Annotated in this window: 19 protein-coding genes; 14 read left to right on the forward strand and 5 right to left on the reverse strand. The window is 34.6% G+C overall.

Features of this window, described 5'->3' with window-relative positions; all coding sequences use genetic code 11:
- Positions 1-251: 251 nt before the first annotated feature.
- The 4 genes from BN1242_RS02885 (at position 252) to rlmH (ending at position 3,415) form a co-directional block, all read left to right on the forward strand.
- A complete protein-coding gene (locus tag BN1242_RS02885; RefSeq protein WP_062351063.1) occupies positions 252-1,046 on the forward strand; it encodes an MBL fold metallo-hydrolase in 795 nt (264 codons plus the stop codon).
- Positions 1,047-1,143: 97 nt separating this feature from the next.
- Complete coding sequence (locus BN1242_RS02890; RefSeq protein WP_062351066.1) at positions 1,144-2,364, forward strand: S1C family serine protease; 1,221 nt, start codon at positions 1,144-1,146, stop codon at positions 2,362-2,364.
- Positions 2,365-2,618: 254 nt separating this feature from the next.
- Positions 2,619-2,786: a CxxH/CxxC protein gene (locus tag BN1242_RS12970; protein ID WP_071435417.1), complete on the forward strand. Its 168-nt coding sequence runs from the start codon at positions 2,619-2,621 to the stop codon at positions 2,784-2,786.
- 149 nt (positions 2,787-2,935) lie between these two features.
- Entirely contained in the window at positions 2,936-3,415 is a 480-nt protein-coding gene (gene rlmH / locus BN1242_RS02895) for a 23S rRNA (pseudouridine(1915)-N(3))-methyltransferase RlmH (RefSeq protein ID WP_062351069.1), read from the forward strand.
- Here rlmH and BN1242_RS02900 read toward each other — a convergent pair.
- A complete protein-coding gene (locus BN1242_RS02900; protein ID WP_062351071.1) occupies positions 3,359-5,059 on the reverse strand; it encodes a recombinase family protein in 1,701 nt (566 codons plus the stop codon). The two genes, rlmH and BN1242_RS02900, sit on opposite strands and share 57 nt — an antisense overlap.
- Positions 5,060-5,271: 212 nt before the next feature.
- Here BN1242_RS02900 and BN1242_RS02905 point away from each other — a divergent pair, with 212 nt between their 5' ends.
- The 3 genes from BN1242_RS02905 to BN1242_RS02915 all read left to right on the forward strand — a co-directional run bounded on the left by BN1242_RS02905 (position 5,272) and on the right by BN1242_RS02915 (position 8,717).
- Complete coding sequence (locus BN1242_RS02905; RefSeq protein WP_040047916.1) at positions 5,272-5,640, forward strand: ArsR/SmtB family transcription factor; 369 nt, start codon at positions 5,272-5,274, stop codon at positions 5,638-5,640.
- Positions 5,633-8,029, forward strand: coding sequence for a heavy metal translocating P-type ATPase (locus BN1242_RS02910; protein WP_062351075.1), 2,397 nt, complete (start codon positions 5,633-5,635; stop codon positions 8,027-8,029). Before BN1242_RS02905 ends, BN1242_RS02910 begins: the two co-directional genes overlap by 8 nt.
- Positions 8,030-8,099: 70 nt before the next feature.
- Positions 8,100-8,717, forward strand: a complete 618-nt coding sequence (locus BN1242_RS02915; protein WP_040036845.1) for a CadD family cadmium resistance transporter — start codon at positions 8,100-8,102, stop codon at positions 8,715-8,717.
- A 267-nt stretch (positions 8,718-8,984) separates the two neighbouring features.
- On the opposite strand, the gene BN1242_RS13805 is transcribed toward BN1242_RS02915, so the two are convergent.
- Complete coding sequence (locus tag BN1242_RS13805; RefSeq protein ID WP_275259439.1) at positions 8,985-9,107, reverse strand: hypothetical protein; 123 nt, start codon at positions 9,105-9,107, stop codon at positions 8,985-8,987.
- Between the two features lie 19 nt (positions 9,108-9,126).
- The gene (locus tag BN1242_RS02920; RefSeq protein WP_062351078.1) at positions 9,127-9,366 is read right to left on the reverse strand and encodes a hypothetical protein; all 240 of its coding nucleotides are present in this window, start codon (positions 9,364-9,366) and stop codon (positions 9,127-9,129) included.
- 132 nt (positions 9,367-9,498) lie between these two features.
- Between BN1242_RS02920 and BN1242_RS02925 the strand changes: the two genes are divergently transcribed.
- The 7 genes from BN1242_RS02925 (at position 9,499) to merA (ending at position 16,844) form a co-directional block, all read left to right on the forward strand.
- On the forward strand, positions 9,499-10,215 hold the full coding sequence (locus tag BN1242_RS02925) for a response regulator transcription factor (RefSeq protein WP_062351081.1): 717 nt from the start codon (positions 9,499-9,501) through the stop codon (positions 10,213-10,215).
- Entirely contained in the window at positions 10,190-11,575 is a 1,386-nt protein-coding gene (locus tag BN1242_RS02930; RefSeq protein WP_062351085.1) for a sensor histidine kinase, read from the forward strand. Before BN1242_RS02925 ends, BN1242_RS02930 begins: the two co-directional genes overlap by 26 nt.
- A gap of 55 nt (positions 11,576-11,630) precedes the next feature.
- Entirely contained in the window at positions 11,631-13,103 is a 1,473-nt protein-coding gene (locus tag BN1242_RS02935; RefSeq protein ID WP_062351088.1) for a multicopper oxidase family protein, read from the forward strand.
- A gap of 227 nt (positions 13,104-13,330) precedes the next feature.
- The gene (locus BN1242_RS02940) at positions 13,331-13,948 is read left to right on the forward strand and encodes a hypothetical protein (protein WP_062351090.1); all 618 of its coding nucleotides are present in this window, start codon (positions 13,331-13,333) and stop codon (positions 13,946-13,948) included.
- A gap of 61 nt (positions 13,949-14,009) precedes the next feature.
- Entirely contained in the window at positions 14,010-14,534 is a 525-nt protein-coding gene (locus BN1242_RS02945; RefSeq protein ID WP_062351093.1) for a spore coat protein, read from the forward strand.
- Between the two features lie 223 nt (positions 14,535-14,757).
- Positions 14,758-15,156, forward strand: a complete 399-nt coding sequence (merR, locus tag BN1242_RS02950) for an Hg(II)-responsive transcriptional regulator (RefSeq protein ID WP_062351096.1) — start codon at positions 14,758-14,760, stop codon at positions 15,154-15,156.
- A 41-nt stretch (positions 15,157-15,197) separates the two neighbouring features.
- On the forward strand, positions 15,198-16,844 hold the full coding sequence (gene merA / locus BN1242_RS02955; protein WP_062351100.1) for a mercury(II) reductase: 1,647 nt from the start codon (positions 15,198-15,200) through the stop codon (positions 16,842-16,844).
- A 342-nt stretch (positions 16,845-17,186) separates the two neighbouring features.
- Here the strand turns inward: merA and BN1242_RS02960 are convergent, their stop codons facing one another.
- Positions 17,187-17,516, reverse strand: coding sequence for a four-helix bundle copper-binding protein (locus tag BN1242_RS02960; protein WP_062351103.1), 330 nt, complete (start codon positions 17,514-17,516; stop codon positions 17,187-17,189).
- Between the two features lie 335 nt (positions 17,517-17,851).
- Positions 17,852-18,379, reverse strand: a complete 528-nt coding sequence (locus tag BN1242_RS02965) for a CueP family metal-binding protein (protein ID WP_062351106.1) — start codon at positions 18,377-18,379, stop codon at positions 17,852-17,854.
- Positions 18,380-18,528 lie beyond the last annotated feature (149 nt).

Genomic DNA, 18,528 nt, shown 5'->3' on the forward strand with positions numbered 1-18,528 from the left:
TAAGAGAATGATTGTTTCCAGATACAACATGTATATACTAACTAATCTATGGATTAACAAAAGAGGAAATAACAAATAGTATTAAAGAATAGTAATATTTTTTAATAATGATATATTAGTAAAGTGAATAATAAGTGAAAGGCTGGTTTGTAGTTTTACCAGCCTTATTATAAATAAGTAAGTGAAAAAATTATTTCCCGGGAAAATTTTGTAAAATAATTTTTTCAGAAAGAAATATTGGAGTGAAAAAAATGGCTTTAAAATTTAGTGTGTTAGCAAGTGGCAGTACAGGAAATGCTATTTATGTGGAAGCGGAAGAACAATCTTTTTTAATAGATGCAGGACTTAGCGGCAAACAAATAGAAGGCTTATTTCAACAAATTAATCGAGATATAAAAACAGTAAATGGAATATTTGTGACCCATGAACATGCCGATCATATAAAAGGTGTTGGAATATTAGCTAGAAAACATAAAATTCCCGTATATGCTAATACAAAGACTTGGAAAGCAATGGAACCGTTAATTGGAGACATTTCTCCAGAACTAAAATTCAACTTTGAAATGGAAAAAGTAATTTCATTTGGTAGTGTTGATGTGGAGTCTTTCGGAGTTTCACACGATGCAGCGGAGCCAATGTTTTATATTTTTCATCATGAAGGTAAAAAATTAGTGACGATTACAGATACTGGCTATGTAAGTAATCGAATGGTTGGGCAAATAAAAAACGCGGACTACTATATTTTTGAAAGTAACCATGATGTAGAAATGCTTCGAATGGGAAAATATCCATGGAATATAAAAAGAAGAATCTTAAGTGATGTCGGTCACGTTTCCAATGAGGATGCAGCATATGCGATGAGCGAATGTATTGGGGATCAGACGAAGGGAATTTATTTAGCACACTTAAGTAAAGATAATAATATGAAGGAATTAGCGAGAATGAGTGTCAGTCAGGTTCTCGAAGAAAAAGGTTTTATTGTTGGCGAGCAAATTGCGTTATATGATACAGATCCAAAAATCCCAACCGCTTTAAGGGCAGTATAGTTCCCATTCTTAAAATTAGAAATAGACTTAGATGAATGATAAAATTAATATGAGTAAACAATAGTGCTGTATAATCCATGAAAAGGGAGGGTTACTATTGGGCTATTATGATCAAGATTATGTGAACCGCTATGAAAAAAATAACCGTGGGAAATTTTCACGGTACTTCCTCGCTAGTTTATTAGGGGCAGTAATCGGTGCGTTAATCGTTATTTTTTCCTTACCGACACTTGCTAAAAATAATTTACTCCCTTATTCAGTACAACAACAATACCTCGCCCAAAACAATAGAGGGGAAAAAGGGAATTCATCAGAAATTATTCAAAATGTATCGGTAAATGTAGAAACAGATATTACGAAAGCAGTAGACAAGGCTAGCGATGCAGTCGTAGGAATTACGAATATCCAAAGCGGTAATTTTTGGACCCAAACACAAGAAGCGGGTACTGGTTCAGGGGTTATTTATAAAAAGGTGGGTGATACCGCCTTTGTCGTAACGAACCATCATGTAGTAGAAAATGCAGATAAGTTAGAAGTAACTTTAGCAGATGGTACAAAATTAGAGGCAAAATTTTTAGGTAGTGATATTTGGACTGATTTAGCTGTACTAGCAGTCGATGGAGATAAAATAACAACTGTCGCAGAGTTTGGTAATTCCGATACTTTAAAACCAGGAGAACCAGTTATTGCAATTGGTAATCCATTAGGCTTAGAATTTGCCGGATCAATTACCCAAGGGATAATTTCTGGTTTAGAGCGAACGGTGCCACTTGATTTTAATAACGATGGCTTAGTGGATTGGAATGCGGAAGTAATTCAAACCGATGCGGCCATCAACCCTGGAAATAGTGGTGGAGCATTAGTAAATATTGCTGGTCAAGTAATCGGGATAAACTCCATGAAAATTGCGCAACAAGAAGTGGAAGGGATTGGCTTTTCCATTCCAATTAATTCAGCTATTCCTGTCATTGAAAGTTTAGAACAGTACGGTGAAATGAAACGCCCATACTTAGGCGTTCAATTACAAGATGTAAGTCAAATCCCTGCATATCACCAACAGCAAACATTGAAGTTACCACGAGATATAACAACAGGATTAATGATAAGTGATGTAGTAAGAAATAGTCCCGCGCAAAAGGCAGGGCTCCAAAGACTAGATGTCATTGTTAAGTTGGATGAGTACGACATTCACAACATTATCGACTTAAGAAAACATTTATACAACCGAAAGCAAATCGGTGACCGGGTAGTTGTCGGTTTTTATCGCGATGGACAGTATCAGGAAACAACTGTAACATTAGGACAAGAGTCGATGTAGTTGAAATAATGATTTTTATATAAACGAAGTGAAAATACTAGCAGAAAGGATAAAACCCTTCTGCTTTTTTCGTTAAATGGACTATTTCCAAAAGAACTAGTATCTTCGTTTTTAGCTATACTAATATTGATAGCAACGGGAGTGTTTTTAGGATAAAAGTTGGTAGTAATAGTAAATGGATGGAGTATTGATGTAGGTAATAGACTACTGACTAATGAAATATTTAGCTTAGGTAGAGATAGGAGGGTGAGAAAATGGATAAGGAAATATATTGTTGTGAAGAACATGTAGAAATAGCGTTAGATGTTGTTGTGAATGAGTGTGAAACATTTCCTAACATAGAATTGTTAAAACAGGAAAAATTATCAACAGCCACCTGTGAATACTGTGGAAAACTACCTGTATATATTGTGTCGAACTAATATTCCCATACAAAATGTGGATAGTGTCTGTGGATATGTGGATAACACCTGTGGATTATTTGTCAGTAACATGTTTATAAACTGTTTATCAATTGGGGACAACGGATTCACTTATTAACAACAACCGATTATAATGAAAGGGTTAAAGTATGAAAATAATAATTGTTTCAGTAGGGAAACTAAAAGAGAAATATTTACAACAAGGGATAGAAGAATACTTAAAGCGATTATCAGCTTATGCAAAAGTGGAAATAGTAGAGCTTGCCGATGAAAAAGCTCCAGAGAATATGAGTATTGCAGAAATGGAAGAGGTAAAACGAAAAGAAGGAGAACGAATCCTCGCCCATTTGCAACAAGATACATACGTAATAACACTTGAAATTGGTGGAAAAATGTTAAGTTCCGAGCAGTTAGCGGAAAAAATAGATCAATTGGGGACATACGGAAAAAGTAAGATCTCCTTCGTAATTGGTGGATCACTCGGCTTAAGCAAAGAGGTTCAAACCCGCAGTAACATGGCCCTTTCCTTTTCCAAAATGACCTTCCCCCACCAACTCATGCGCCTAATCCTGCTAGAACAAATTTATCGTGCTTTTCGGATTAATCGTGGTGAACCGTACCACAAATAGAGGCAAAAACTGTTGTAGATAAGGTGGTAATTCTTTATCGGAAGCGGGTATTGAAAATGTATGTTCATTATCCGTTTCTCGATACAACAAGTGGATTAGTATAAAGGTTTTCGATATATTCAGTTCAGTAAAATCAAATTCAAGTTCTATGTTTTTTATGGTTCTAGATTTATCTATTTGCTTGATTGAGATATTATCGATTAACAACTGAAGTAATTGTTTTTTATTTTCCCTAGATGTCTTCCTATATACTGATAAGAATTTTTTCAGTAAATTTTCAATCAAATCTGGTTGGATTACTTTTGAATCGATAGATCCTAATTGTATTATAATCTCATTTTTCTTTTGTTCTAACCCCCTTTTATCATTCGAGACCTTTTGTAACCGTTCTTGTAGAATATCAACAGGGAGAGTGTTTTTCTCAAAGGCATCCATATACTTTGCCTGTAATTGTTCAATCTCTTTTAATCGTATTTCAATCTTTTCTAATTCTTTGTTAAGCTTACTTATCGAATGAGCAGAACTTGAACTTATGTCAGTGATCGTCTTATATAATCTCTTCTTATTAGAACTAAAATGTTCAATTTTCTTGATAACCGTTTCTTCTGCTTTATATGCCTTAATGGAATTAGCTTTACAAGCAGCAGATCCTTTGTTATGAAAATCGCTACAAACGTAATAACGATGTTTTCGTTTCGTCCCATCTTTTCGTGTATGTGTTGTAATTGACGGAACCATTCCTTGACCACAATCAGGACAGCGTAAAAGGCCACTAAGTAAAAATGGTTCGTTTGATTGACGCTGCTTAAATGATTTACTTTTTCTCCTTGCTCGTACAACGCTCCATAGTTCGTCCGAAATAATAGGTTCATGTTTTCCTTCTACAAGAATAGGATTTGGATTTTTCCCTTTTCTTCGTTTGGAATCCCAATTTTCAAATTTTAGCCAACTGATTTTACCGTTATATATTACATTGTCTAGGATTTGTGCTACTCCATTGATGGAGAAATAACGATTACGCTTGGTTTTATATCCAGCTTTATTTAAGTGGTTAGAAATCGCTCTTAGCCCTTTGCCATTTGCATACATATGATAGATTAACTGTACTACTTCAGCTTCCTTTTCATTGATAACTAGCTCCTTCTTAACAGTGTCATATCCAAATACAACCCCGCCGTTCCATCTCCCTTCCAAAGCTCTCTGTTTCATCCCAAGCTTAACGTTTTCCGCTAATGTATTTCGCTCCATTTCAGCGATTGAGGCCATAATTTGAAGTACTAAACGACCTATAGGACTACTGGTATCAAAGTTTTCTGAGTAGGATATAAATTTCACGTTGTATTTTTCAAACTTATCTAGAATCATGAGTGTTTCTAGCATATTTCTTGAAAGTCGGGAAATTTTCCAAACTATTACAGCATCAAATCTCTCATTCTCTACATCTTTAATTAGTCTTTTCATTTCAGGCCGTCCTTTTACGGATTTACCACTAATTCCTTCATCGACATATTCATCAATCACCTCCCAGTTATAAATTTGAGCATATTGCCGAAGTGTTTGAAGTTGCGCGGCTATACTAAAACCTTCTTTTGCCTGTTCTTCTGTGCTTACACGAGCATAAATTGCAACTCTTGATATATCCATATCTAATCCTCCTTCATACTGATATTACAATGAAATACTAGATAAGAGAAATGGGACCTTATGTGATTGTTTGACTTAAATGGGAAATTGAAGAAGTACTTTTTAGAATTGGAAATACCCATTTCTTTTTTATTTCATTCAAGTATATGCTTGAATGTTGCGCTGGAAAAAGTTATTATATAATCAAGCGAATACTTGAATGAGGTGATGAATTGAATAAGAAAGATACTTGTGAAATTTTTTGTTATGACGAGGAAAAGGTTAATCGAATACAGGGTGATCTACAAACAGTAGATATTTCAGGTGTTTCTCAAATGTTAAAAGCAATTGCCGACGAAAATAGAGCAAAAATCACCTATGCTTTGTGTCAGGAAGATGAACTATGTGTTTGTGATATAGCTAATATCTTAGGCGTTACAGTTGCTAATGCTTCTCATCATTTACGAACACTTTATAAGCAAAGGATTGTCAACTATAGAAAAGAAGGAAAGCTTTCCTTTTACTCATTAAACGACGAACATATCAAACAAATTATGATGATTGCATTAACACATAAGAAAGAGGTGGAGGTAAATGTCTGAACAAGCTGAACGGTCTGAAGTGGAAATGACTTCCTACCGAGTACAAGGCTTTTCATGTGCTAATTGTGCAGGGAAATTTGAAAGAAATGTTAAGAAACTGCCCAATGTGCAAGATGCAAAAGTAAATTTCGGTGCATCTAAAATATCCGTATATGGTGATGCAACGGTTGAAGAATTAGAAAGGGCTGGCGCTTTTGAAAATCTTAAAGTAATGCCTGAAAAACCAAAACGGCAAACACCAATTGTTGTTCATCAGGATAAAAATGTGTATCGGGTTGAAGGCTTTTCGTGTGCCAATTGTGCGGGTAAATTCGAAGAGAATGTAAAAAAATTATCAGGGGTTCATGATGCAAAAGTAAATTTTGGTGCATCTAAAATTGAGGTATATGGGAATACAACTATCGAGGAATTAGAAAAAGCTGGTGCTTTTGAAAACCTTAAAGTCGCTCCAGATAAACCATTAAGGGAAGAGAAACAAGAGGTTAAAGAAGAGAAAGAGCCATTTTATAAAAAACACAGCACATTACTATACGCTTCTTTATTAATCGTTTTTGGTTATATCTCTCAGTTTGTTAATGGGGAAGAAAATATTATTACCTCCCTATTGTTTGCAGCAGCCATCGTTATTGGGGGATATTCACTCTTTAAAGTCGGGTTTCAAAACTTACTACATTTTGAATTTGACATGAAAACTCTTATGACAGTGGCTATTATTGGAGCAGCTATTATTGGAGAATGGGCAGAAGGTGCAATTGTTGTTATTCTCTTTGCAATTAGTGAAGCTTTAGAACGTTTCTCTATGGACCGAGCAAGACAATCAATTCGATCTTTAATGGATATTGCTCCGAAAGAGGCGCTTGTTAGAAGAAATGGGCAAGAAATGATGATTCATGTTGATGATATTGCTGTTGGCGATATTATGATTGTGAAACCCGGTCAAAAGCTTGCTATGGATGGTGTAGTAGTACATGGTTACTCGGCTGTTAATCAAGCAACTATTACAGGCGAGTCAGTCCCAGTTGAGAAAACAGTGGATGATGAAGTTTTTGCAGGTACATTAAACGAAGAGGGAATACTTGAAGTTAAAGTAACAAAGCTTGTTGAAGATACAACAATTTCCAAAATCATTCACCTTGTTGAAGAAGCTCAAGGGGAACGCGCGCCTTCTCAAGCGTTTGTAGATAAATTTGCAAAATATTATACGCCTATTATTATGATTATCGCAGGGCTGGTAGCTGTAGTACCACCATTATTATTTGGTGGCAGCTGGGGAACTTGGGTTTATCAAGGGCTAGCAGTATTGGTCGTTGGTTGTCCCTGTGCATTAGTTATTTCAACTCCTATTTCTATTGTTTCAGCAATTGGAAATGCAGCTAAAAAAGGTGTGCTTATCAAAGGCGGAATTTATCTAGAAGAAATGGGTGCTTTAAAAGCAATAGCTTTTGATAAAACGGGTACACTTACAAAAGGAGTTCCAGTTGTAACAGATTTTAAAATGTTGAACAATCAGGTAAATGCAGAAGATATGTTGTCTATCATTACTGCATTAGAATATCGTTCCGGGCATCCTCTAGCTTCAGCTATTATGAAAAAAGCAGATGAGGAGAACATTTCCTACACTCATGTAATCGTGGATGATTTCTCTTCTATCACAGGAAAAGGAATTAAGGGGACTATCAACGGTACGACTTACTACATTGGAAATCCGAAATTATTTGAGAATCTGTCAGTTGACTTTAATAATAAACAAGAGCAAATTGTTAAGAACCTACAAAATCAAGGTAAAACCGCAATGATGGTTGGAACTGAAAAAGAAATACTTGCTGTCATTGCAGTAGCCGATGAAGTACGTGAATCCAGCAAGGAAATCATTCAAAAGTTACATCAACTTGGAATCAAAAAAACCATCATGCTTACAGGTGACAACAAAGGTACAGCCAATGCAATTGGAGGTCATGTTGGGGTAACGGATATTCAAGCAGAACTATTGCCTCAAGATAAATTAGAATTTATTAAACAATTGAGATCTAAATATGGCAACGTAGCGATGGTTGGGGATGGTGTCAATGATGCCCCTGCGTTAGCTGCCTCTACAGTTGGAATTGCAATGGGTGGAGCAGGGACAGATACTGCCCTTGAAACAGCAGATGTAGCTTTAATGGGAGATGATTTAAGAAAACTTCCATTTTCTGTGAAACTAAGCCGAAAAGCACTTACTATAATTAAGCAAAACATCACCTTCGCATTAGCAATTAAATTCATTGCCTTATTATTGGTTATCCCCGGTTGGCTAACACTTTGGATTGCCATCCTTTCAGATATGGGAGCAACTCTTTTAGTAGCATTGAATGGTTTAAGACTAATGCGAGTGGAAGAAGATAAATATTAACTAAATTTGCAATCTCAGGGCTTTTCTTCTTATTGAAAAGCCCAATCCTGAAATATTGGAGATGAAAAAAATGATTACAACGGCACTTACTGCGGCTGCAGTTTATGTAGCAACAGGGATTGATTATCTTATTATTTTAATCCTTTTGTTTTCACAAATAAAAAAAGGACAAGCGAAACATATATGGATTGGACAATACATAGGTACGGCAATTATTATAGCTGCCAGTCTTTTAGTAGCTCTAGGTATTACATGGTTAATCCCTCAGCAATGGGTTTTAGGTCTTCTAGGGCTTATTCCACTTTATCTGGGGATTAAGATTTGGATCAAGGGAGAGGAGGATGAAGATGAAAGCAATATATTATCTTTATTTTCCTCAAATCGGTTTAATAAATTGTATATAACAGTCATATTTATTGTGCTGTCTTCCAGTGCAGATGACTTTTCTATTTATATACCTTATTTCACGGCATTAAACACGGTTGAAATACTTATTGCTAGTATTGTCTTCTTCATTATGGTTGGGGTTCTATGTTATGTCAGCTATCGCTTAGCTTCTTTGGATTTTGTATCAGAAAAAATTGAGAAATATGAACGTTGGATTGTCCCTATTGTATTTATAGGGCTAGGGATTTATATCATGTTTGAGAATGGTACATTCAACGCTTTATTTTCATTCCTAATTTAACAAATGGGGCAAATTTTAATCCTAGAAATCAAACATCTTAAAAATACCGAGAATGCTGCTGGCATTTTTAGTTAGCATGATAATGTTGTTCTGAATGAATTATTTCTGGATAAACAAAAATGTATTTACTTTGCATAGCGAACCGTCACCCTTATTTTGATTTAGCAGATCAAAGGGTGGCGGCTTCTTTATTATTATCTAAATGGTCAATTAGTTGTCGTCCAACTAAGGGGACATTTACCACTTAAAAGGGATTGTAAGTTACTATTAATTTTTATGATTATTTTTCAATGCTAATTTGGTGGCATAATATACAACGATACCGATAGCTAGAAGGTTAAGGATCCATCCTAGTAAACCGTAACCCATCATGCTCATCATCCCCATCATATGGGATCACCTCTCTAAACTAGATATTATTCATCATATCACGGAATCCGGTATTGTTTTGCATCATACCATTTTCACCGTGACAGTTGTTAAACATTTCTTCTTGCTGTTCTGGTGATAAATTAGGATGCATTTCTTCAATATAAGGTTTCATTTCTTCAAAGTTGAAAAATCCATTACCATTTGATTCAGCTGCAACAAAAGTTGCACTTCCTAATAGAACGGCTCCAGTTAATATACCTATTACTAATTTTTTCATTTATAACATCTCCTTTTCTTAACTAAATCATACCTCTTATAAATGTAGAATTTGTGGTGAACTTATGTGGAAGTTGTGAAGATTATCATTTTCATTTTAATTGATGATACTATATGAAAGAGGTGGTTTAACATGACTAAAATTCTTATTGTTGACGATGAAGATATGATTCTTGAAGTGTTAGAAGCATACTTTGAAAAAGAGGGATGGGAAACCATTCCTGCCTCTAATGGAATAGAAGCATTAAAAAAAATAAAAGAAAATAATCCAGATATTATTATTTTAGATCTTATGTTGCCAGATATTTCAGGTGAAGAGGTATGTAGATTAACGAGAAAAGAAAGTGATGTTCCTATCATTATGTTAACAGCAAAATCGACAGAAGACGATTTAATTAATGGAATCGTTATTGGGGCAGATGACTATGTTACAAAACCTTTTAGTCCAAGAGAAGTCGTAATAAGGGCAAAGGCTATTTTACGTAGGTTAAGAAGAGTAAATAGTGGAAACCATTTATCGTTCAATGAAGGAAAGCTAACAGTAGATCTTTTAAAAAAGGAGATGACATTGAATAACCAAATCATACCACTAACTCCTATCGAATATAAGCTATTAATAGCTATGGCAAGCTACCCCGGACGAGTTTACAGTCGTTTGGATTTACTGGAAAAAATTCAGGATGATGGATCTTATTTTGAAGGATATGAACGAAGTGTTGATACACATATAAAAAACCTTCGGAAAAAGATTGAAACAGATTCTCGCCACCCAGAATTTATTTTAACTGTTTTTGGGATGGGATATAAGTTTGGAGGAGCGTCTGATGCGTCGATTGACACTTCGTTCTAAAATCCTTTTTTACCTATTAGTTGTGTCACTTTTTGGTATTTTTCTTACTAGTTTCTCTATACTATGGGGATTTGAAGATCAATTTAACGAATATTTACAAATTAATAGAGAGGAAAGAAGTAAGCTTATAGAAGATGAAGCAATTAATTCTTATAAAGAAACAGGGAAACTTATTGATAACCAATTAATAAATTTAATGCATCAACAAGCTATGACAGACAATTTATTTTATAGAATTACTGATGAAGAAGGACAGGTAATAGCAGATACAACGATGATGCTCGGAATGATGAATAGGATGGGAATGCATTCTGATTCGGACATCGATATGAAAACGGAATACCGAAAAAATACTTATGATTTAACATTTGATGAAAGATATGTAGGCAATATGGAAGTTTATTATCCAGAGGAAATGATAGGGGAAGACATTGCTTTTTTAAATACAATTAAATCGAATATTTATCTTGCTATTATTGTTACAGTTGTTTTAGCGTTCGTGTTTAGCCTATTGTTTTCTAAACGCCTAACAACTGGGTATCGAAAGTTATCAAAAGCTATTCAAGAATTACAAGACCATAAATGGCGAACGCGTGTACCAGTTAAGGAATTGTCAGATGAAATGAAGCCACTTGGTGAATCGTTTAATCGACTTGCTGAATCGTTATCAAAGGAAGAGATACTTCGTAAACAGTTTACTGCTGATTTTGCTCATGAAATACGAACCCCACTTGCGACATTAAGAAGTCAAATGGAAGCTTTTCAAGATGGGATATTTGAACCAACGCCAAAAAGGTTGCAGCAAAGTCATGATGAATTGATGCGTTTAGTACGTCTAGTGGGCGAACTGGAAGAGTTACTTGCCGCTGAAAATCCACAAATAAAACTAAACAAAAGCAATATAGATGTAGGATATTTATTACGTTTATTAGATGGGCAATTTACCCCAGCCTTTCAGGAAAAAGGCGTTTCATTAAATATTCAAAAGCCAACTAAAGAATATTGGTTACATGCGGATCAGGATCGTGTTTTACAAGTGTTAACGAATATAATTAATAATGCCCTTCAGTATACCCCTGAAGGGAATAGCGTATATGTTAAGATAGTGGATTCTAATGGTTATGTTGGATTTTGTGTTCAAGATGAAGGGATTGGGATTAAAGAGGATGATCTACCCTATCTATTTGAACGATTTTACCGAGGGGACAAATCAAGAGACAGAAAAACAGGTGGAATAGGTATTGGATTGTCTATTGTCAAGGCATTAATGGATGCACACCGTGGAAAAATTCAAATCGGCAGTAAATGGAAGGAAGGAACGGAAATTACAGTTTTCTTCCCAAAGCATGAAACTTTATGAATAGATAAGAATCTGAATGGCTGGGTAACATCTTCACTCACGAGGAGGAAAAAGTATGAAGAAATATTTAGGTATTAGTTTGGCTGGATTAGTAATTATTTTCGGAGGGTATTACCTCTTTTTTATACAAGGTTCGGGTGTATCGGGATTTCCAATACATCCAATTAATGAATCAGATAATGGGTATTCCTTTAATAAAACGGATATAGCTGGAAATTCATCTCTACCCATCCCACCATTGTTAGAGGATAAAAATCCAGATCCAGATAAAGCTGAATTCCATATAACTGCCCAAAATGCAACAAAGGAATTTATTTCAGGAGTGGAAACAGAAACGATGGGGTATAATGGAAATTATTTAGGCCCTGTCATTAGAGTTCGAAATGGGGAAGACGTGTCCGTACAGGTAGAAAATAATTTAGAAGATGAAATTACGACAATTCATTGGCACGGCCTAGAAGTGGATGGAGACGCAGATGGAGGCCCACATTCAGGAATTCAACCGGGAGAGTCTTGGACACCGGAATTTACGATAGATCAGCCTGCAGCTACGCTGTGGTATCACCCTCACCCAGAAAAAAATACCGGGAGGCAAGTATATAAGGGATTAGCGGGATTATTTTTCATTGAAGATGAAGTTTCTGACTCTCTGGATATTCCAAAAGAATATGGGGTGAATGATGTTCCACTTATCATTCAGGACAAACAATTTAATGAAAATGGAAGTTTTCAATATGAACTAGGAATGCATGATGTGATGAACGGATTACAAGGAGGCACAATGCTAGTCAACGGGGCTGTAGATCCGTATTTGGAAGTTCCAAAAGGCATGATGAGGCTACGGTTATTAAATGGATCGAATGCAAGTGTGTATGAACTCCATTATAGTAATAACCAAACCTTTTATCAAATTGCAAGTGATGGTGGTTTTCTTGAAAATCCAATAGAAATGGACGAGCTTATTCTGGGTCCAGCCGAGAGGGCAGAAATCCTAGTTGATTTTTCAAATTTTAAGGATGGAGATACAATTCAATTATCGAATAAAGGGTCAGAGTTTATGAAGTTTGTTGTAAACGGTGAAAGTGAATCCAACTATACCATTCCAGAACAATTAACTACCATTGAAAAGATTGATCCTTATGAAGCAGTAAGAACTAGAGAATTTGTTTTTCAAGGAATGGGGCCTATGGTCAACATTAATGGAAAACAAATGGATATGAATCGAATCGACGAATTTGTGGATATACATGAAACAGAAATATGGGAAGTTTCCAATGAGAGTGGAATGGGAATGATGGGAGGGACTGTTCATCCCTTCCATGCGCATGGTGTCCAATTTCAAATAATTGATCGTGATGGAAATCCACCGCCACTTAATGAAACTGGATGGAAGGATACGTTTATTGTGTATCCGGGAGAAAAAGTTAGGGCTATTGCTACATTTAATCATTCTGGTGTATTTATGTATCATTGTCATATACTTGAACATGAAGATGCAGGAATGATGGGACAATTTAAAGTGGAATAAAAAGTGGAAGCTTAAATATTATATAAATAATCTATATGAGCATTTCGGAAATATACTCATTATAATCAAAAAATACGGTGACATAATTCACCGTATTTTTTGGTTAAGCGGAAATTCAAATAGATAATAGCTTAGATGAAGGAACGGAGGTTTCGATTATTTTTACGATAACTCTCTTGTACTGTTATCAGTAAATATAAAAATAAACCCTATATGGGTATATCATAATGCGGGTTAACAGTGAATACAATAAAAGTGGACAAACTAAGATTGGGGTTGAAATAATGTCAATTTCATTATTTTTTATACTTTTGTTGTGTGCCACCCAAGTTATAACAACCATTATCTATGTAGTGCATTACCGAAATTGGGTAACAAAAATGAATGGAATGATGATATCCATGTCATTAGGGATGTCGGCAGGAATTCTAATGGGAACTATTTTAGGGGTCATCTTTCATGGTGATTTATTTAAATCAACCATTTACGCTATAATAATTGGATTGGTTGTTGGTTTTTTAGCAGGATTACCTATAGGTCTTCCTGCTGTCATTGATGGCATACTCTCCGGACTAATGGGGGGGATGATGGGAGCCATGCTAGGAGATATGGTAGCAATGACTAGGCCGAATGCGATCATTAATATTATAGCTGTGTTGATAACAATGGTTTTGTTACTTGTTTTATATGCAGCTGAAGAATCAATTCGTAAACAAGCCAACCAACAAATTCTTTCCTTTTTTAAATATCCATTCTTAATGATTTTTACCATTGTAATATTATTTTTGGTATTGAATTACATTGATCCACTTGATTTTCACTTTCTAGATAAGAGTGGGCATTAATAACAGATTTTCATTAAACAGCATATATTAAAGGGAATTTATTTAATGAAAGGTGAGTTATATGTCAACTTTACCATCTGTAGACCTTGGCTTAATGGCCGAACATTTGTCTACACACGAAGGAATGATAAATAAGTTAAAAGTCTATCATATTAATACTACAAATCCAGATTTGAAAAGTATTATTGCCCTCCAGATAAATGTAATGATGTCGCATGTTAGGGTAATGTTATCTTTAATTAATCCTGATAATAATGAGTATGTTGAAGTTCCGGATTTAAATATGTATGATGTAAGCAATCAAAGAGCAGATGGTACGGGAGTTAATAAATACAACGATAAATGGATTGCATTAGAAGCACATGCTGGTGCCAAATTGATGTCAAATGAAAATTATACTTCTGCTTTATTAATGAAAGATAGAAATGTTAGAAATGCGCATGTGGAAATGGCTTTGCAACAGTTAGAAATTCAAAAAAGATATTCTGATTTTATCAATCGTATGGGTTGGTCATTTGTTCCCCATGCAGATGCTCAGGAACAGGTAAAAACCTATCAACATTTTCAACACTTGTTAAATAATTAAATTTAGAAAAAGGCATGATCATAACTTTAAACTAAACGGTGACTTTTACCGATTTTTCTATTAATTGTTTTCTGAGCATTTTATAAATATGGTATGATATAAGTAGAGTTTGTAAATATATTACTTACTTAAACGGGCAGAATACTTGAAGAAGAGAAACCTAATATTATACTTGACCGTGTACTAAGGTACACGGTTTATTATATTTATAGAGGTGAATAATTTGAGTTACCAAATTAGTGTATTTGCAGAGAAATGTGGTGTAAATAAAGAAACAATAAGATATTACGAAAAAAAATCATTACTAAGAGAACCTTCCCGAACCAATGCAGGTTATAGGATCTATTCGGATGATGATATTAAGCGGGTAAAATTTATCAAAAGACTGCAAGACTTGGGATTTTCATTGAGTGAAATTTATAAATTACTTGGTGTTGTCGATAATGATGAAATTCGTTGCAAAAATATATTTGAATTTGTATCAAAAAAGGAAATAGAAATTCAAGAACAAATTGCAGACTTAAAGCGTATTGGGTCAATGTTAAAGGACTTAAAGAGTCGATGTCCAGATCAAAAAGCATTATATCAATGTCCTATTATTGAATCATTAATTTTTGATTGAAAATACTGTTGAATCTAAAGATGGTAGTGGAGGGATAAATAATGAAAAAATATCAGGTTAAAATCAATGGAATGACTTGTACAGGATGTGAACAACAAATTGATACTGCATTAAATGGAATAGGTGCTAAAAATATCGAAACCATTTTTCAGCGTGGCGAATCGGTTTTTGAATTACCAGATGATATTAATGCTGAAAGTGTAAGACAGGCAATTAAGCAAGCTAATTATCAACCAGAAGAAATAGAAGAAATTTCATTGCTGGACTTGAAAAGCTTTGAGTTACACAACAAAGATGATTATGATTTACTAATTATCGGTTCAGGTGGGGCTGCCTTTTCTGCCGCCATTAAATCAATAGAATATGGTGCAAAAGTGGGAATAATTGAACGCGAAATAGTTGGAGGAACTTGTGTAAATATTGGCTGCGTTCCATCAAAAACACTTCTAAGAGCAGGGGAAATCAATCATTTCGCAAAAGAAAATCCGTTCACAGGTTTACAAACATCTGCAGGGGAAGTCGATTTATCCTCTTTGGTGAACCAAAAGGATGAATTAGTTAGCAAACTTCGTAATCAAAAATATATAGATTTAATTGATGAATATGGCATTAATTTAATAAAAGGTGAAGCTAAGTTTTTTGATGAAAATACAGTTGAGGTAAATGGGAGGAAACTTTCTGCAAAACGATTTTTAATTGCAACAGGTGCTTCGCCATCTATACCAACGATTTCAGGACTTGAAGAAGTGAATTATCTAACAAGTACAACACTACTCGAATTAAAAAAGATGCCTAAACGATTAACGGTTATTGGTTCAGGCTATATCGGATTGGAACTTGGGCAACTGTTTCATAATTTAGGTTCAGAAGTAACGCTTATACAGAGAAGTGAGCGTCTTTTAAAAGAATATGATCCAGAGATTTCAGAAGCCGTAGAAAAAGTATTGACAGAACAAGGTATAAACCTTGTAACAGGAGCAACTTATGAACGTATAGAACAAGTTGGTGAGGTGAAAAAGGTTTATGTAACGGTGAATGGCAAAGATAATGTCGTAGAATCCGATCAATTACTTATTGCAACTGGAAGAAAACCAAATACGGACACTTTAAATCTAAGTGCAGCAGGGGTTAAAGTCGGAAAAAGAAACGAAATCCTGATAAATGATTATGCTAGAACTAGTAACGAAAAGATTTATGCAGCAGGAGATGTAACATTAGGGCCGCAATTTGTGTATGTAGCAGCCTATGAAGGTGGAGTTGTTGCTGATAATGCGATTGGTGGGTTAAATAAAAGATTAGATTTATCAGTTGTTCCTACTGTCACGTTTATAAAACCTTCCATTGCAACAGTTGGTTTAACAGAAGAACAAGCAAAAGAACAGGGCTATGATGTAAAAACATCTCTATTATCTTTAGATGCCGTTCCAAGAGCATTAGTAAACCATGAAACGACAGGTGTATTTAAGATTGTTGCTGATGCTAAAACATTAAAAGTTCTCGGAGTTCATATTGTATCTGAAAATGCAGGTGATGTGATTTATGCAGCTTCTCTAGTAGTTAAGTTTGGTTTAACTGTGGAGGATTTAAAAGATAGTCTTGCACCATATTTAACAATGGCAGAAGGATTAAGACTAACTGCTCTTACATTTGATAAAGATGTGGCGAAATTATCTTGTTGTGCAGGATAAATGCGATAAATATACTTAAACTATGGTGCTTTAGTTGAAGAAGACAATTGAAAACGGAAGTTAAAATACGGAAGGGTGATTAATCTATTTAGTAGAATAATCGTCCTTTTCTTGTACGAAAACAGCATGTTATTAGCAAGTAAAATAACAAAGGATGTAGCGTGAATTTGATTATTAGACGGTTGCTAATTTACATACCAATTTCGATGTTAAATTCGTATTGATAACCTCCCTATCCTTGTTATAACAATAGAGAAGCCAAATAATTGCTATTAGCTTCTCTATTTTTATTTTTCTTTTCCTAAACTGACCTTGCTAGACCTAATTTTGCCGTTTTTATTTTTAAGATGCCATTGTTCGGCAAATCTCTGCACATTTAAAACAAGATTCCGCACATTCCTTGCAATGATTAGCATGGTTATGTTGTTCACACATTTTTCCACATGCTTCGCAAATGTCAGCACAAAGCTTACAAATCTGCTTAGCAAAAGGGCTATCCGATTGCATTGCTTTTGCTGCTAATGCGCAAATGTCAGCACATTCCCTATTATAGCGGATGCAATCCGCCATCATTTTTACATTCTCTTCTTTTAAACAAGCATCATAACACCCATTACAAGCTTCCATACATTCTAAACAAGCTTTAATACATTCTTCATAAGACACGGCCATCTGAAAATCCTCCTTTGATTCAAGATTAAGTACAAATTTTACTATCCCCCTTGATATAATTTTTTATCCAACAAGGGTGCTTCAATCATAGTGTGAATTTTATTTTCTGTATTATTTGATTATCAGGTATTAATCTATAACTTAGTTCGTTTACAGTCAGTAGTAATAAGGATAAAAGGGAGCCAAAGAAAGAATCCTAAATAGTAAAATTTAGCAAAAAAGAATCGAGTGCTTTATCTAAAAACACTCAATTCTAATGAAAATATTATAAAACCATATAATTTTTCCAAATAATCTTTATTCTATTTTTTAAATAGTATCACGAGGTAATAATACTAGATTAATTGCATTGTTGTTATACAAGTATTGTCACCTTCAAAAGTGGAAATCTCAGATTCAGCTGTTTTTCCATCATATTGAATCTTCACGTTATATGTTTTGTCACGTGGCAACCAAAAGTCAATGAATCCATTTTCGAATGATGTCATAGTTTCATCAACAACCACATTACCATCTTCATCTTGAATATAAACATCAAATTCTTTTTCCACTAATTCTCCTTGGCAACCTGTTAAGCTGTGATTAGTACAAGGGTGTGTTGTCTCAACAAATGGTGCGATGGAAACAAAAAATTCATCTTCGGGAAGATCGTAGGTAGTCTCTTTACCATCACTATCAGTTACAATCAGCTCTTCTGAAGTAATAGAAGCAGACACATCACCAGAATCCCCGACACTGTATTCTTGGACCATTTTCTTGATATCTTGTGGTTCTTTTTCATTTGATGCACTTTCGCTTTCACTACAAGCAGCAACTATTAAAATAAGTAATAATCCAATTACTGCCAATAATCCTTTTTTCATATATTGTTCGACTCCTCTTTCATCTAATTTGTTAAATCTTAATATATACTACCATGTAAAACAAACGATATTCTACATTGTAACAAAATCTACAAGACAAATTATAATGTTCAAATATGCATTATTCGTGCAGATGTAATAGATAAATT

This window comes from Bacillus kwashiorkori (genome assembly GCF_001375515.1).
GTDB lineage: Bacteria > Bacillota > Bacilli > Bacillales > Caldibacillaceae > Bacillus_BK > Bacillus_BK kwashiorkori.